This window comes from Pseudomonas sp. Q1-7 (genome assembly GCF_028010285.1).
Lineage (GTDB): Bacteria > Pseudomonadota > Gammaproteobacteria > Pseudomonadales > Pseudomonadaceae > Metapseudomonas.
Genome location: NZ_CP116304.1, coordinates 3474387 through 3490423, shown reverse-complemented (window position 1 = coordinate 3490423; position 16037 = coordinate 3474387). Strand labels below are relative to the sequence as shown.

Annotated in this window: 9 protein-coding genes; all 9 read right to left on the bottom strand. The window is 65.6% G+C overall.

From position 1 onward, the window contains the following. Positions 1 to 80: 80 nt before the first annotated feature. Genes PJW05_RS16030 through PJW05_RS15990 form a run of 9 tightly spaced genes read right to left on the bottom strand, consistent with a single transcriptional unit; the run spans position 81 to position 15719 of the window. Positions 81 to 3284: an EAL domain-containing protein gene (locus tag PJW05_RS16030; RefSeq protein WP_271408000.1), complete on the bottom strand. Its 3204-nt coding sequence runs from the start codon at positions 3282 to 3284 to the stop codon at positions 81 to 83. Beyond that, positions 3281 to 3739, bottom strand: coding sequence for a response regulator (locus PJW05_RS16025; protein ID WP_271407999.1), 459 nt, complete (start codon positions 3737 to 3739; stop codon positions 3281 to 3283). Before PJW05_RS16025 ends, PJW05_RS16030 begins: the two co-directional genes overlap by 4 nt. Continuing rightward, positions 3736 to 8520, bottom strand: coding sequence for a PAS domain S-box protein (locus PJW05_RS16020; RefSeq protein ID WP_271407998.1), 4785 nt, complete (start codon positions 8518 to 8520; stop codon positions 3736 to 3738). Before PJW05_RS16020 ends, PJW05_RS16025 begins: the two co-directional genes overlap by 4 nt. A gap of 2 nt (positions 8521 to 8522) precedes the next feature. Then, on the bottom strand, positions 8523 to 10766 hold the full coding sequence (locus PJW05_RS16015) for an ATPase, T2SS/T4P/T4SS family (protein WP_271407997.1): 2244 nt from the start codon (positions 10764 to 10766) through the stop codon (positions 8523 to 8525). A gap of 9 nt (positions 10767 to 10775) precedes the next feature. After that, complete coding sequence (locus PJW05_RS16010; RefSeq protein WP_271407996.1) at positions 10776 to 11906, bottom strand: sensor histidine kinase; 1131 nt, start codon at positions 11904 to 11906, stop codon at positions 10776 to 10778. Next, positions 11899 to 12567, bottom strand: coding sequence for a GTP-binding protein (locus PJW05_RS16005; protein ID WP_271407995.1), 669 nt, complete (start codon positions 12565 to 12567; stop codon positions 11899 to 11901). Before PJW05_RS16005 ends, PJW05_RS16010 begins: the two co-directional genes overlap by 8 nt. Next, entirely contained in the window at positions 12560 to 13099 is a 540-nt protein-coding gene (locus PJW05_RS16000) for a response regulator (RefSeq protein WP_271407994.1), read from the bottom strand. The genes PJW05_RS16005 and PJW05_RS16000 overlap by 8 nt, the downstream gene beginning before the upstream one ends. Further along, on the bottom strand, positions 13099 to 14439 hold the full coding sequence (locus tag PJW05_RS15995; protein WP_271407993.1) for an HD domain-containing phosphohydrolase: 1341 nt from the start codon (positions 14437 to 14439) through the stop codon (positions 13099 to 13101). The genes PJW05_RS16000 and PJW05_RS15995 overlap by 1 nt, the downstream gene beginning before the upstream one ends. Continuing rightward, complete coding sequence (locus PJW05_RS15990) at positions 14436 to 15719, bottom strand: ATP-binding protein (protein ID WP_271407992.1); 1284 nt, start codon at positions 15717 to 15719, stop codon at positions 14436 to 14438. The genes PJW05_RS15995 and PJW05_RS15990 overlap by 4 nt, the downstream gene beginning before the upstream one ends. Positions 15720 to 16037: the final 318 nt, after the last annotated feature.

Sequence of the window (16037 nt, the reverse complement as noted above, 5' to 3'; positions counted from 1 at the left end):
CTACTAGAATCGCCTGGGGCGGCTGATAGGTTAATGGCTATGTGCCTCTGCCAATCAATAAAAAGAACCAAAAGCGAGATCTAGCTATTGCGTGCAGTGCTGAACTCGCGAAAGGCTTGGTGGATGTTCTGGCGCAACTGTTCGTCGTCCCAGGGCTTGGTGAGGAACTTGTAGATGGCGCCCTGGTTGATCGCATCGGTCACCGATTTGAGGTCGGTATAGCCCGACAGCACGATGCGGATGGTGTCCGGGTAGAGGTCCTTGACCCGGCTGAGGAACTCGGTGCCGCTCATCTCCGGCATGCGCTGGTCGGAAAGGATCACTTGCACATCGTGCTTGGCCAGCAGCTCGAAGGCGTCCTGGGCGCGGGTGGCCATGAGGATCTTGTAGCCGTCGCGGCGCAGCAGGCGGCCGAGGGCGCGCAGGATGTTTTCCTCGTCGTCGAGCAGCAGCAGGGTCTGCGCGTGCTCCTGTTCCTTGCCGGCCGGCTGGCCCGGCTCCAGGGTCAGCATGCGTGCGCGCAGGAAGTCCTGCAGCTCGGCGAAGGGCATCGGCTTGGCGAAGTAGTAGCCCTGGAATTCGTCGCACTGGCTCTTCTTCAGGAAGGCGAACTGCGGCTCGGTTTCCACCCCTTCGGCGATCACCTTCAGGCGCAGGTGGTGGGCCATGGAGATGATGCCCTGGGTGATCGCCGCGTCGTGGCGGTCGCTGATGATCTCCTGGACGAAGGAGCGGTCGATCTTGACCTTGTCGATGGGCAGGCTCTTGAGGTAGTTGAGGCTGGAGAAGCCGGTGCCGAAATCGTCGATGGCGATCTTCACGCCCAGGCGCTTGAGCTGGTGCAGGGTGTCGATGGCCCGCTCGGCATTGTGCAGCAGCACGGTTTCGGTGATTTCCAGCTCCAGCAGGTCGGCATCCAGGCCGTATTTGCTGAGCATGGCGCTGATGCTGTCGACGAAGTTGCTGCGCTGGAAGTGCACCGGCGAGATGTTCACCGCCATGCTCGGCCCGCTCATGCCCTGCTCGCACAGTTCCTTGATCTGCCGGCAGGCGGTGTCCAGCACCCACTGGCTGAGCGGGATGATCTGCCCGGTGTCTTCGGCGATGGGCACGAACAGCGCCGGCGAGATGAAGCCCCTGCTCGGGTGTTCCCAGCGCAGCAGGGCCTCGAGGCCGATCACGCGACCGCTGCGGCCGTCGACCTGGGGCTGGTAGTAGAGGGTGAAATCCCGGTTCTCGATGGCTTTCTGCAGTTCGTTGCGCAGCACCACCCGTTCGCCGACGCGCTGGTTGAGGTCGTTGGTGAACCACTGGTAGCTGTTGCGACCTTCCTGCTTGGCCTTGTACATGGCCAGGTCGGCCTGCTGGATCAGTTGCATGGGTTGGTCCAGCAGGCCGTCGCTGAGGGTGATGCCGATGCTCGCGGTGATGTGCAGGTCGATGCCCTCGACGCGGTAGGGCCGGGCGATGTCGGCCAGCAGGCGTTCGGCTACCTGCAGCACGTCCTCCTCGCGCGCCAGGTCCGGCAGCAGCACGATGAACTCGTCGCCGCCCATGCGCGCCACGGTGTCGCCGGGGCGCACCTGGGCGCTCATGCGCCGTGCCACTTCGAGGAGAATCTGGTCGCCGAAATGGTGGCCCATGGAGTCGTTGATCGGTTTGAAACCGTCCAGGTCGATGAACATCACCGCCAGGCTGCGCTGGTAGCGCCGGGAAATCTGGCAGCTCTGGCGCAGGCGGTCTTCCAGCAGGGTGCGGTTGGGCAGGCCGGTGAGCACGTCGTGGCTGGCGTTGAAGCTCAGCTCGTCCTGGTAGCGCATCTCCTCGCTGATGTCGTTCTGCACGCCGACGAAGTGGGTCAGTTCGCCGCGCTCGTTGAGCACCGGCGAGATGTACAGGTCATTCCAGAACGGGGTGCCGTCCTTGCGGTAGTTGCGCAGCACCACATGGGCTTCGCTGGATTGCGCCAGGCCGTGGCGGATGACGTCCAGCGCGGCCTGGTCGCGCTCGCCGTTCTGCAGCAGGCGGCAGTTGTGGCCGATGACCTCGTGCGCGCTGTAGCCGGTGATGCGCTCGAAGGCCGGGTTGACGTAGATGATCGGCTGGTCGAACTCCTGTGCGTCGACTATCACCACGCCGTTGTAGCTGGCTTCCAAACTGCGCTTGAGCAGGCGCAGCTGCTTCTCCGAGTTCTTGCGTTCGCCGATGTCGCGCAGCGACAGTAGGCGCACCTGCTGGCCTTCCCAGTCGGTTTCGGAGAGCTGGATTTCCACCTCCAGTTCCTCGCCGGCCGGCGTCTGCAGGCTCCACTCGAATAGGTCTTCGCTGATGTGCGGCAGGTCGAAGCGCAGTTGCAGCAGTTGCGCCTGGCTGGCGTCGAACAGCTGCTCGGCGGCCGGGTTGGCGTAGCGCAGGGCGCCTTCGCCGTCGACCACCAGCAGGGCGTCGCGGGTATCGTCGAGCAGCTTGCGAAACGACTGCTCGCGCCGCGTGGCCTCCTCGCGGGCCCGCTGTTTCTCGGTGACGTCGATGGCCAGCACCAGGCAGCAGGGTTGCTCGTCGAACTCGAAATCATGCACCAGCACCTCGGCCATGACCTCGTGGCCGGCCTTGTGCCGGTAGCGCCACAATCCGGCCTCCGGGTTGGCGATCGACACATCGCGCAGGTTGGAGTTGAAGTAGGCGAGGAAGCGCTGCTGCTCTTCGCGGCTGCGGATATCCAGCACGCTCATCGCCAGGAACTCTGCCTGCGAGTAGCCGAAGAAGCGCGTCGCGGCCAGGTTGGCGGCGAGAAAGCGCAGATTTTCCTTGTTGAACACCCACATCGGCTCGGGATTGGACTCGAACAACAGGCGGTAGCGCTGCTCGCTTTCCGCCAGCCGCGCGGTGGCCTGGCCGCGGTCGATGGCGTAGCGAATGCTGCGCAGCAACTGGGTGCTGTCGAAGTCGCCCTTGACCAGGTAGTCCGCCGCCCCCAGGGCGATGGCGCTGGCGTCCAGGCGCGCGTCGCCCTGGCCGGTGAGCAGGATGATCGGCCGGCTGGCGCCGGCCTGGCGCGCCTGCTCGATCAGCTCCAGGCCCGATTCGGCGCCGAGTCGGTAGTCCACCAGGTAGAGGTCGTACTCCTGGGCGAGGATGCTGGCCAGGCCCTGCTGGTAATCGGCGCACCAGTCCAGTCGCAGCGGCGCGTCCGTCGCCTGGCGCAGCAAGTCGCGGGTGATGACGAAGTCGTCCTCGTCGTCGTCGATCAGCAGCAGGCGCCAGTGGCTTTCGGGTCGGCTCATACGGGCTTGCCATCCACGGGGAGTTCGACGATTTCCAGCCAGTAGCGGCCGAGGGTCCTCACCACCTCGAGCAGGCCGCTATAGGTCACGGGCTTGGTGATGAACGAATTGCTCCCCATGTCGTAGCTGCGCACGATGTCTTCTTCGGCCGAGGAGGTAGTCAGCACCACCACTGGGATGCCGCGCAGCAGCGGGTCGGATTTGATCGCGTGTAGCGCCTCGCGGCCGTCCATGCGCGGCATGTTGAGGTCGAGCAGGACCAGGCCGGGCATCGGGTAGCATTCCTCGTCGTCGTAGGGCGCACGCCGCTGCAAGTAGTCGAGCAGCGCTTCGCCGTCATGCACGAAGTGCAGTGGGTTGCTGATGCGGCACTCCGCGAACGCCTCCCGCGTCATCAGGCAGTCGTCCTGGTCGTCGTCGGCGATCAGGATGTGTACGGGTTGCTGTGCGTTCATGGCGTTGATCCGTCTATTGGCGGGAAGCTGATGCGAAAGGTGCTGCCGACGCCGGGGGCGCTGCTGGCGGTGATGCCGGCGCCGTGGCGCTCGACGATCTTCTTGACGATGGCCAGGCCGATGCCGGTGCCGGCGTAGGCTTCGCGGCCATGCAGGCGCTGGAAGGGGTTGAAGATGCGGTCCAGGTACTTTTCGTCGAAGCCGATGCCGTTGTCGGCGATGCACAGTACCCAGGATTCGTCGTCCGGGTGTTCGGCATGGATGCGGATCAGCGGCCGTTCCCCGGCTTGCTGGAATTTCAGGGCATTGCTCAGCAGGTTCTGCAGCACCCGGCGCAACTGGCTGGCATCGCCCCGCACCGGCGGCAGCGGCTCGCGCAGGACCTGCGCGCCACTCTGTTCCAGGGCGGTTTCCAGGTCCTGCAGCACCTCGTCGAGCAACTGGTCGAGGTCGAGCTTCTGCAGCGGCTGGCCGCGGGTATTGACCCGCGAGTAGTCGAGCAGGTCAATGATCAGCGCCTGCATACGCGCCGCCGCCGAGGTCATGCGCTGCAGGTAGTCGCGGCCGTCGTCGTCGAGGCCGTCGCTGCGCTTGGCGAGGCGCTCGGAAAAGGCCTGGATCTTGCGCAGCGGTTCCTGCAGGTCGTGCGAGGCGACGAAGGCGAATTCCTCCAGCTCGCGGTTGCTGCGCTCCGATTCGAGCAGGGTGCGTTGCAGCTGCTCTTGGGTCGCGCGGCGTTCGCTGACGTTCTGGAAGTACACCGCCAGGCCCTCCTCGGAGGGGTAGGCGTGCAGCTCGAACCAGCTCTGGAAGGGTTCGTAGAAACTCTCGAAGTGACAGGCCTGGTTGTGCTGCCGGGCCTGGCGGTAGCGCTGGCCGATCTCGCTGTCGTAGGAGCCGGGGAAGGCGTTCCACAGCGTCTGCCCCAGGGTTGCCGCTGCGCTGACGTTCAGCTGCCGCTCGGCCTCGGGGTTGATGTAGGTGAAGCGCCAATCGTTGTCGAGGGTGTAGAAGGCATCGCTGATGCTTTCCAGGGTGTTCGTCAGGCGCTCGGCCAGGCGCTGCGCCTGCTTCAGCGCCTGCTTGCGCTCGCTGATGTCCTGCAGGGCACCGGAGATGCGCACGATCTGCCCGTTGTCGTCGCGCACCGCCTGGCCGGCCACCTGCACGTACAGGTGCCTGCCATGGGCATCGAGCATCTCCACGTCGAGGTCGAAGCCGATGCCCTGCTCGATGCAAGCCTTGACCGCCATTGTCACCCGTTCGCGATAGGCTGGCAGGTATAGCTGCAGGCCTTCGGCCAGGTCGGGCAGGGTGCCGACCGGGAAACCGAGCAGGCTGTGCATCTCCTCCGACCAGAGCACCTGGCGGCTGGGCAGCTCGATCGACCAGCCACCGAGCTTGGCGATGCTGCCGGCCATGCTCAGCAGCAGGCTGTTCTGGCGCACTTGCTCGGCCACCGCACGCTGCAGGCTGATGTCGCGGGCGGCGCAGTAGATCACCTGGTCGTCGGCCAGGGCCGCGCTGAGTTGCAGCCAGAGCTGCTGGCCCCTGGCGTCGTGCACGCGGATCTCCAGGTCCTTGACCGCGGCTCCGCGTTGCAACTGCTCGACGGCGTTGTGCATCAGGGGGCGATCCTCGGGGTGGATCAGCTCCAGGTAGGGCTGGCCGATCAGCGCGCTCGCCGTATGCCGCAGGGTGCTGGCGAAGGCCGGGTTGACCTGGATGAACTGGCCCTGCTGGCCGATCATGCAGAACATGTCCAGCGACAGGTTGAAGAACTGATTGCGTTCGCGCAGCGCCTGATCGGCCTGGCGTAGCGCGGTGATGTCGCGCAGTACGATGACCCAGCCGCCGTCGTCCGCGCCGCTAGCCAGCGGCCGGGCGTCGTAGAGCAGGGTGCGCGGGCGTTCGCCATGCAGGACGAGTTCGCCGTGCACGGCCTCGTCGTCCGCCATCAGCAGCGGCCATTGGCTCGGCTGCAGCGGCAGCACCTGGGCCAGCGGCTGACCGCTGAGATCCCGCTCGCCCTGCTGCAGCAGCTCCTGGGCCGCCGGGTTGAGAAAGCTCAGGCGGTCCTGCGCATCCACTGCCAGCAGGCCCTCGCCCATGCTGTCGGTGATCGCCGAGGTGAACTCCAGTTGCTGCTGCAAGCGTCGGTCGCCGGCCAGCACTTCGTTGAGCAGGCGGCTGTTCTCCAGTACCGACACGGCCATCTGGGCGAACTGCTGGGCAATCACCTGGTCGTCCTCTTCGAACTCCCCTTGGTATTTGTCCGACAACTGCAACAGGCCGAGGTTGCGCCCGTCCTTGTCGATCAGCGGCACGGCCAGCCAGCCGCGCATCGGCGGGTGTTCCGCGGCATGCCGACCGAATCCGCGCCAGCGCGGGTGGCGCTCCAGTTCAGCCTGGCTCAGGCGTAGCGGCTGGTTGTCCTGGCAGATCAGCGCATAGATGCCGCTGCCGTCCGGGCGCGTCGTGTAGCTGCGCCAGGCAGCGTACTTGTCCGACAACGACACGCCGTTGATCGACTGGGCCCAGTCGTCGCCGCGGGTCAGGCTGAGCACCGCCTGGTGCGCGCCGACGACCAGACGTGCCTGTTCCACCAGGTAGTCGATCAGCGCCTGGTGGTCGAGCAGCTTGGCGGTGGCGATGGCCGCCGCACTCAGGCCGCGCAGCTGCTCGGCCTTGCGTTCGGCGCGTTCCAGGGCCTGCTGCAGGGCTGCGGTCATGTGTTCGCGTTCGCTGATGTCCTTGGCGATGGCGAAGATGCCGACGATCTGCCCGTCGACCATGATCGGCAGGTTGGTCATGTCCAGGGCCAGCTGCTGCCCGTCCGGGCCGAGAATGTGGGTTTCGTAGCGCTGCGGGATGCCGGTACAGGCGGCGGCGAAGTGCTGCTCGGTGCGCGCGCGATCGGCCTTGGCGATCATCCCGGCGAAGTGCTCGCCGACGATCAGCGCCTCGCCGAGGCCGGTCAGTTGCACGCCGGCGCCGTTGAGGCTGAGGAAGCGGCCTTGCAGGTCGAAGGAGAACACCGGGTCCGGGTTGAAGGTGAACAGCGAGCGAAAGCGCTGCTCGCTCTCCTGCAGGCTTTGGCGGTCGCGGCTGCGGGCGATGGCGATGGCCGCCAGCTGCGCGGCATGGGCCAATTGCTGGATCTGCTCGTCGTTCGGCGTGCCGGGCTGGCGCTGGTAGATGGCGAAGGTGCCGAACACCTGACCCTGGTGGGAGATCATCGGGAACGACCAGCAGGCCCTGAGCCCGTGCGGGCGGGCCAGTTCGCAGTAGTCGCGCCACAGCGGGTCGCGCTCGATGTCCTCGACCACCACCAGTTGCCGGCGGAAGGCGGCGGTGCCACAGCTGCCGGCGTTCGGGCCGATTGCACCGCCGCCGATGGCGCTGTTGTAGGTCTCCGGCAGGCTGGGGGCGGCGCCGGTGTGCAGGTGCTGGCCGTCCTCATCGAGCAGCAGCACCGAGCACAACGCCTTGGGCTGCTGGACTTCCACCATCTCGCAGATTGCCACGAGCACCTCGCGCAGCGGGCGGTCGGTGGAAATCATGCTGAGGATGTCGCGCTGGCTTTCCGCGTAGGCCTCGTTCTGCACCAGCGCGGTGATGTCGTGGGCCACGGCGAACAGGGTCTGCTCCTCTGGCGACCAGTCGGCCGACCAGAGCACATGCAGCACCTGGCCGTCGCGGTGGCGGTAGCGGTTGCGGAAGGAGCGGGTCGGTCGCCCGGCCATGATGGCGGCGGTCTCCGCATCGGTCGCCGGCTGATCCTCGGGCAGCACCAGTTCCAGGTAGCGACGGCCGATCAGCTCTTCGGGCTTGTAGCCGAACAGCTTCTCGCAGGACGGGCTGATCTCGCGGAAGCGGCCTTCGGCATCTATCGAACACAGCACGTCGAGGGTGAACTGCATGATGCGCTGGTTGAGCTTCTGCGCGCGCATCTGCCCGGCCAGGCTGAACTGCAGCTGGTCATTGAGCCGCTCCAGGCGCTGCGAGCGCTCGTTGGCCAGCCAGGACCGGCGCTGGCTGAGCATCAGCAGGAAGCTCAGGGTGAGGCCGAACAGCATCACCAGGGCCGGCAGGTAGCCGGCGCTGTTGAGCGCCTGCAGGCTGAGCAGGTACCAGCCGGCGCAGGTCAGCAGCACGCCGAACAGCCCGGCGGCCTGGCTTAGGCGGTCGAGCTGGCCGCGTTGGCCGATGGGCAGCCAGCTGTGCAGCACCGCCGCCAGGCCCAGCAGCAGGGTGAAGAGGTTGGCGACATGGGTCGAGGAGTACTTGAAGCCGAGGTCGAGCAGGCCGGGGCTCGGCTGCTGACCGGCCAGCTGGGCGAGCAGCGCCAGCAGCATCACCGCTACGCCGATCAGCTGCGCCAGGCGCCGCGCCGGCTTGGGCCCGAGACCCAGGCAGATGGCCGCGGCAATCGCCAGCAGGATCAGCGCCAGGCCGCTGCGCATGCGCAGGAAACCGCTGACCAGCGACTGGCCCTGATCCGAACCGCCGGCCAGGTGGTTGTGCACCAGGGTGTAGAGAGTCAGGCCGGCGAGTAGCACGGCGCACATCAGCAAGCTGCGCCAGGCGCAGTGGGTGGCGGCCAGCAGCAGTGCTCCGGCGAGCAGCGCCAGCAGGGCGCTGTCCGGCAGCAGCACCACGCTGTGCCGGCTCGGCTGGTCGAGTGCGAGAAAGCCGAGCAGGCTGATCAGGCCCAGGCCGAGCAGGGCGAAGGCCAGTACATGCAGGTAAGCTTCGGCGATCAGGTAGCGGGTCTTCATGCCTATTCCTGTAGGGTCTGCGGGCCGAGCAGGCGCAACACTTCTTCCACCGTGGTCAGGCCCTGGGCGATCTTCTCGCGGGCGTCGTCGAGCAGGGTGGTCATGCCCTGTTCGCGGGCGATCGCCTGCAGCTGCATGGCACTGGCGCCCTGGGCGATGGCGTCGCGCAGGCGGTCGCTCATGGTCAGCACCTCGTGGATGCCGACGCGGCCCTTGTAGCCCTGGTTGCACTGGTTGCAGCCCTTGCCCTGGAAGAAGCGCATGCCGCTTTCGAGAAACTCCGGACCGAGGCTCTGCAGGCGCTCGCGCGGCGGCTGCACCTGCTCGCGGCACAGGCTGCAGATACGCCGCACTAGGCGCTGGGCGATGATCGCCTCCAGCGCCGAGGCCAGCACGTAGGGTTTGAGGCCCAGATCGAAGAGGCGGGCGATGGTCGCCGCCGCCGAGTTGGTGTGCAGGGTGGAGAACACCAGGTGGCCGGTCAGCGCGGCGTGGAAGGCCACCTCGGCAGTGTCGCTGTCGCGGATTTCGCCGAGCAGGATCACGTCCGGGTCCTGGCGCAGGATGGCGCGCAGCACGTTGGAAAAATTCAGGCCGATGCGCTCGCGCACCGGCACCTGGCCGGCCAGGTCGACGTGGAATTCCACCGGGTCCTCAATGGTAACGTAGTTCTTCTCCGGCGAGGCCTCGTGCTGCAGCAGGGCGAACAGGGTGGTGGTCTTGCCGCTGCCGGTGGGGCCGGTGGCGAGGATGATACCCTGCGGCTTGTTGACCACGTGCAGCAGGCGCCGCAGATTGTGCGGCGACAAGCCGAGGTCTTCCAGCGACTGCGCCGCCGACTGGCGTTCGAGCACACGCATCACCACCTTCTCGCCGTTGATGGTGGGCAGGGTGGAGATGCGCAGGTCGACGATGCGCATCGGCGTCTTCACCGTGATGCGACCGTCCTGCGGGCGGCGCCGTTCGGTGATGTCCAGCTCGGCCATGACCTTGATTCGCGACACCAGCGACATCAGCAGCGCGCTGGGGATCTGGATCTTGTCCTGCAGCACGCCGTCGATGCGGTAGCGCACCACCACGTGCTTGGTGCGCGGATGGATGTGGATATCGCTGGCGCCCAGGCGCAGCGCTTCGAGTATCACCGCGTTGACCAGGCGAATGGCCGGCGGGTCCTCCGAGCTGCCGAGCAGCTGTTCGAGGCTCTCGTTGCCGCTGTCGTCGTCGAGGACGATCTCGATGCCTTCGTAGGGGTCGCTGCTGCCCACCACGGTGGTCAGGTCTTCCAGCTGGTTGCCGGGTTCGCCGAACAGTTCGTGCAGCGTGTCCTGCAGCTGTCCCAGGCGGCACAGCAGCGGGTGGATGCTCAGCCCGGTCATGAAGCCCAGTTCGTCGATCAGCCCCTGGTCCAGCGGATCGGCCATGGCCAGGCGCAGGCGCTTGTCCGCCACGCGCAGCGGGAGTACCAACTGGCGGGTGCAGATGGCTTGCGGCACCAGGGCCAGCAGCGAGGCGTCGACCTGGAATTCGCGCAGGTCGATTTCTTCGAACATCAGGTCCTTGCGCAGCAGCTCGTAGACCTTCTCTCCGTCCAGCCACTCGTGCTGCATCAGCTGGCGCAGCACAGGGGTCTTGTGGGTCTGCATCTCCTTGTGCAGCTGCTGGATCTGCTGGGCGTTGAGCAGGCCCTTCTTGTGCAGGAGGATGGCCAGCTGGCTGCGGTTGGTGACACTGAGCTTGGCCAGGGTCTCCAGGTCGCGATGCTGCTTCTGGTTCTCCTGCTCCAGGCTGCGGTTGCGCTGCTGCAGGGTGTACTGCTCCAGGGCCAGGGCGATGCTCAGGCGCAGGTCGTCGTCGTTCCACGGTTTGAGGATGAAACGGTACACCGCGCCACCTTTGATCGAGCCCATCACCGCCTCGGTGTTGGCATGCCCGGTGAGCATGATGCGGATGGTCTCGGGCCAGCGCTCGCGCACTTGGGCGAGCAGCTCGCTGCCGTTCATCCGCGGCATCATGAAGTCGCTGATGACCAGGTGCACCGGCTGATTGGCGAGGATTTTCAGGGCCTCGACGCCGTTGCGGGCGAAGTGCAGCACGTAGTTCTCGCGCTGGAACACGCGGCGCAACGCGGCGAGGATGCCCGGTTCGTCGTCCACCAGCAGCAGCCGATAGGGCGCTGCCGGTGCCTGATCCTGCGGCGCAGCGCTCGGCTCCTGGCCGACGAACAGCGATGAATAGCGTTTGCCCACGGAGACTCCTCAGCGACTCAGAAAACGCAGGGTGACCCGGGTGCCGGTGCCAGGCTTGCTGCGCACCAGAATCTCGCCCTGGTGCGCCGCCATGATGTCGCGCGCCACGGTCAGGCCCAGGCCTGTGCCCGAGCCGACCGGGCGCGTGGTGAAGAAGGGGTCGAACAGACGCGCCTGGTCCTCAACGGCAATGCCGCACCCGTTGTCTTCCACCAGCACCTCCGCCGTGCCCTGTTCGCCCAGGCGGCTGATGACGCGGATGCGCCCCTGCCCAGCAATGGCCTTGGCGGCGTTGTCCAGCACGTTGTACAGCGCCTGGGAAATCTTCGCCGGGTAGCCAGCCAGCTCGGGTAGCTCTGCCAGCTTCAGCTCGATGTCGAGCGCCTGGTTGCTCTCGGCCTGCAGCAGGTGACAGGTGCTGGCGATCAGGGCGTTGAGGTCGCAGGGGACGAAATCGTCCTGGTCGATATTGGCGAAGGTCTTGAGGTCGGCGACGATGGCGGCGATGCGCTGGGTGCCGACTTCCGACTCCTGCAGCAGGGCGCGGAAATCTTCGAGGATCAGCCCGGTGTCGTGGTCGCCTGGGAGCTTTTCGCTGAGTTCGTCGAGGTAGTCGCGGGCCACCCGCAGGTTGCTGGCGATGAAGCCGACGGGGTTGTTGATCTCGTGGGCGACGCCGGCAGCAAGCTGGCCGACGGCGCGCAGGCGGGCGCTTTCGTAGAGCTGTTGCTGGGTCTGTTCGATGACCTTGACCTGCTCCTCCACGCGCCGTTGCAGCTGTGTGGAGAGCGCCTTGTAGCGCGTCTCGGAGGCCTGCAGGGCGGCATGCTGGCGCTGCAGCTCTGCGAAGCTGGCTTCGCTGGCGTCGTGGTGCAGGTTGGCGGCCAGGCGGTACTTGCCGACGTAGAACAGTACGAACTCCAGTAGACGCGCGACGGCCGCTTGCAGTCGCGGCTGTGTCGGGCAGCTGAGCCAGCCGAGGGTTTCCAGGTTGAACTCCACCGCCTCGGCGCCCGACGTGGGCTGTTCGTCCAGTTGCAGGGCGTGGCCGCTCAGCTCCTGCAGCAGTTGTAGCAGCTGCTGCTGGCGCTCGCTCGGCAGCAGTTCGGCCAGGCGCGGATCGTCGTCAAAGCTACGCATCGGCGTCCCTCTGCGCCGCGCTGAGCAGTCGCACGAAGTTGGCTGCGTCGATGCCCTGGGTCTCGGCCAGGCGGTATTCGCGGTCGAGCTGCGGGTAGAGGCGGGCGAGCAGTTGGCGGAAGCTTTCGACCACGCCCTGGCCGTTGAGCGCCGAGGCCATGCTTAGCGGCGCCCAGGGCGTCTGCGCCCAGCGCGCCTGCAGTTCGGCCTCGGCCACCGCATCGGCCACGTCTCGCTTGTTGAACTGCACTACCAGCGGCAACTGTTCGATGTCCATGCCCAGCTTCTGCAGGTTGTCGGCCAGGTTGTCGAAGGCGTTGGCGTTGTTGTCCTGCTGTGCCGGCTGCGAGTCGGCGACGAAGATCACCCCGTCGGCGCGCGACAGCACGGCCTTGCGCGTGCTGTCGTGCTGCACCTGGCCGGGCACAGTGTAAAGCTTCAGACGCAGGTCGAGGCCGGCGGCGCCGCGCAGGCCAATGGGCAGCACGTCGAAGAACAGGGTGCGGTCGTCGCGGGTTTCCAGCACCATCAACTCGCCCTTGCGTTGCGGCCGCAGCAGGGTGTGCAGCTGCATCAGGTTGGTGGTCTTGCCGCTCAGCGCCGGCCCGTAATAGACCACCTTGAGGCTGAGCTTGCGCGCGTGGGGCTGGTAGTCAGCCATGGTCCGACTCGCCGCCGTCGAGCAGCACGGCGCCCTGTTCGTCGCGGCGCACGCGGGTGATGCCCGGGTGTTCGGCTTCGAGGCGACGCAGCTCCTGTTCCTGGCGCTGCAGCGTGCTCTTCTGGCTGCGCACCTGGGCCAGCAGGCGCTGGTTTTCGTCGCGCAGCAGGTAGAGGTCGATGGCCGCCTTCAGTGCCGTCTCGATCTCGTAGTCTTCCCAAGGCTTGGACAGGAAGCGGTAGATTTCCGCGCGGTTGATCGCCTGCATCATCGACTGACGGTCGCCATGGGCGCTGAGCACCATGCGCATGGCGTTGGGTTGGCGCTGCTTGGCGAACTGCAGGTAGGTGATGCCGTCCAGGTTGGGCATCTTGTAGTCGGACACGATCACCGCGTACTTGTGCTCGGTGAGGGCCTGCAGGGCCTGATGGCCGTCGCTGAAGGCGTGCACTTCCCAGTGATGCGGACGCAGCACTCGCTGCAGCGCGCTGAGGATGTGCTGTTCGTCGTCCACCAGTTGGATCTTGATCATCATGCGTCTCCCGGTTGAGCCCCGTCGGGCTTGCGCACGAACAGGGTGTAGCGTCCCCCTTCGGAGGCCTCGAAGGCGATCAACTTATCAATCAGCACTCGCGTCAGCTGCTTGCCCTCGTTGAGCAGCAGCATGCCGTTTTCGGCGTGCAGGTTGCGCGCGAGCAGCATGCCCGGCTCCAGTCGCCGGGTGTCCACTGCGAGGATGCTGGCGTCGGCCAGCACCAGATCCGGCGCCAGGCTGGTGCACAGTTCGATGAAGGCGTCGCACAACTCGGGGTCGTAGAGGCGTCCGGCGTACTTCTTGATCAGCAGCAGCGCTTCGTCGCGGTTGAGTCGGCGTTCCAGCACCAGGCCGCGTTGCAGCTCGATGAAGTCCACCGCCAGCTTGAGCAGGCGCGAGCCGAAGGGTATGGCGACGCCTTCCAGGCGGTCGGGAAAGCCGTTGCCGTCCCAGCGCTCCTGGTGGTGGCGGATCAGGCGGCCGGCGTCCTGCACCGGCTCCAGGGTCATCAGCAAGCTTTCGCCGAGCACCGGATACTGGCGGTAGCGCGCGCGCGCTTCCTTGTACAGGGTGTCGGAGGGGCAACTGAGCAGGTGGTCGTCCCAGGTCAGCTTGCCGATGTTGTAGAGTGCGGCGGCCATGGCCAGGTCGTTGCTGCTGCGCTCATCGAGCCGGTGATGCTCGGCATACGCCTTGACCAGAGCGATCACCTGGGTGTTGGTCTGGCGCTCCTTGCTCAGGCGCTGGCCCACCAGGTTGGCGAACACCTCGGTGGCCGTGACGTAGCTATTGCGCAGCTCGGCATAGGCCAGGTCGAGCATGTCGGCGGTCTGCTCCAGCTCTGCGGTGCGGTCGCGCACGCGTTGTTCGAGGGTGGCGTTGAGTTCCTGCAGGCGCTCGTTCTGCTCGCGGGTAAGGGCTTCCAGGCGCAGGCGCTCGCGTTCGGAATGCTGGAAGGCCAGGGCCTGGCGGATGATCAGGCGCAGCTCGTTGTCGTCCCAGGGCTTGCTGATGTAGCGGTAGATTTGCCCCTCGTTGATCGCCTTGACCGTAGTGGTGATATCCGCGTAGCCGGTGAGAAGCATGCGCAGGCACTGCGGCCAGCGTTGTTGCACCTCGGCCAGCAGCGTGGCGCCGTCCATGCCGGGCATGCGCGCGTCGGAGATCACCAGGTCCGCCGACTGTTGCTCGAGCAGGGCCAGTGCGGCCTCGCCGCTGCCGGCGGTGAGCAGTCGATAGGGCTCGTTGCGCAGCACGCGGCGCAGGCTGTTGAGGATATTGTCCTCGTCATCCACCAACAGCAGGGTGGCGAGCGAGGAGGGCGGGGCGCTGGTCATGCCGTTGGTGCGTCCTGTTGCGGCACGGGGTCTGGCTGCCGTAAGGGCAGCCAGACCCGGAAGCGCGTGCCGATTCCCGGTGTGCTGTCGACTTCGATGCGGCCATTGTGCTTCTGCACGATGCTGTACGACAGCGCCAGGCCCAGACCGGTGCCCGTGCCCACCGGTTTGGTGGTGAAGAACGGTTCGAAGATGCGGTTCAGGGTCCTGGCGTCGATGCCCTTGCCGGTGTCCTCCACTTCGATCCAGGCCCAGACGCCGTCGCTGCCGGTGCGCAGGGTGATGCGGCCGAACTGCTCGATGGCGTGGGCGGCATTGACCAGCAGGTTCATCACCACCTGGTTGATCTGCGAGGGGATGCACTCCACCTCCGGCAGCACACCGTATTCCTTGACCACTTCGGCCTTGTACTTGAGCTCGTTGTTGACCACGTTGAGCGTGGTGTCGAGGCCGCGGTGCAGGTCGGCGGGGCGGAATTCCTCTTCCTCGATATGGGAGAAGTCCTTGAGCGCGCTGATGATGCGCTTGACCCGGTCGATGCCATCTTCCGACTCGTTGATCAGGGCTTCCACGTCGCGGCGGATGTAGTCGTACTCCAGGTCGCGCTTGAGCTGGCGCAGCTCGTCCAGATCGGTGGCGCTATCCACCGCGTCGGCTATCTTCAGCAGGTCGCGGACGTAGCCGTCGAGGGTTTTGAGGTTGGAAAACACGTAGCCGATGGGGTTGTTGATCTCGTGCGCCACCCCGGCGGCCAGTTGGCCAATGGCCGCTAGCTTCTCCGACTGCAGCAGCTGGCTGTTGGCGGTTTCCAGCTTGCGTAGCAGTTGTTTCTGCTCACTCTGTTTATGGTTGAGCGCCTTCAGCGCGGTCTCCAGGTGCTCGCTCGTCTTGGCGACTGCACTGGTGTCGTACATCAGCAGACCGAAGCAGCGTTCGCCGTTCGCCGCCTCGAAGGGAAAGAACAGGGTGCTCTGTAGCTGCCGCTCGTGTTCGTCGCTGTCGCTGCTGAGATTGACCAGCGGCAGGTTGTCCAGCCAGTGACTGTAGACGTGCTTGGCGCGCTCGCGAGCTAGTTTCACCACCTTGACGAAGCGCTCGCCGTTGGCTTCGGGGAAGACGTCAACGAAGGGTTTTCCCCGTGCTTGCTCCTGCAGCCTGCCAGTACGCTCGCTGATAAAACGATTCCAAGTCATCACGCGGAGTTCATCGTCCAGAATGATGACGCCTATTTCGATCTGCTCGACCAACTCATGGAAAAGGCTTCTTGGATTGTTGACCATTGTGACTCCAGCCTGGCTGAGATTACCGGGGCGTCGATTGCTAGGATACATTGGAGTGGTGGTGATTTGATGTGTTTCGGGTGTCGCGCACTGCTGTAAGGCTAAACCAATGAAAGAGTGCACTTGGCAGTCCAACTGTTGTCGGCCACCGAGCCGAGAGGAGCGGCCGGTATACCGTTCGGTGACGTGTATCTGCAGGTTCTTGCAAATCGCTACCGCTGTGGGTTTCAGTTACTGAGAGCGTTTTTCAGAAGGGGTAGAATTTATGATTCCACGCAAGCGGATAAGGGCTCCTAATAATACTTTAATGTCATTAGG

Coding starts and splice junctions, on each gene's coding strand:
- PJW05_RS16030 (WP_271408000.1), bottom strand. CDS start 3,284: ATGAGCCGACCCGAAAGCCACTGGCGCCTGCTGCTGATCGACGACGAC.
- PJW05_RS16025 (WP_271407999.1), bottom strand. CDS start 3,739: ATGAACGCACAGCAACCCGTACACATCCTGATCGCCGACGACGACCAG.
- PJW05_RS16020 (WP_271407998.1), bottom strand. CDS start 8,520: ATGAAGACCCGCTACCTGATCGCCGAAGCTTACCTGCATGTACTGGCC.
- PJW05_RS16010 (WP_271407996.1), bottom strand. CDS start 11,906: ATGCGTAGCTTTGACGACGATCCGCGCCTGGCCGAACTGCTGCCGAGC.
- PJW05_RS16005 (WP_271407995.1), bottom strand. CDS start 12,567: ATGGCTGACTACCAGCCCCACGCGCGCAAGCTCAGCCTCAAGGTGGTC.
- PJW05_RS16000 (WP_271407994.1), bottom strand. CDS start 13,099: ATGATCAAGATCCAACTGGTGGACGACGAACAGCACATCCTCAGCGCG.
- PJW05_RS15995 (WP_271407993.1), bottom strand. CDS start 14,439: ATGACCAGCGCCCCGCCCTCCTCGCTCGCCACCCTGCTGTTGGTGGAT.
- PJW05_RS15990 (WP_271407992.1), bottom strand. CDS start 15,719: ATGGTCAACAATCCAAGAAGCCTTTTCCATGAGTTGGTCGAGCAGATC.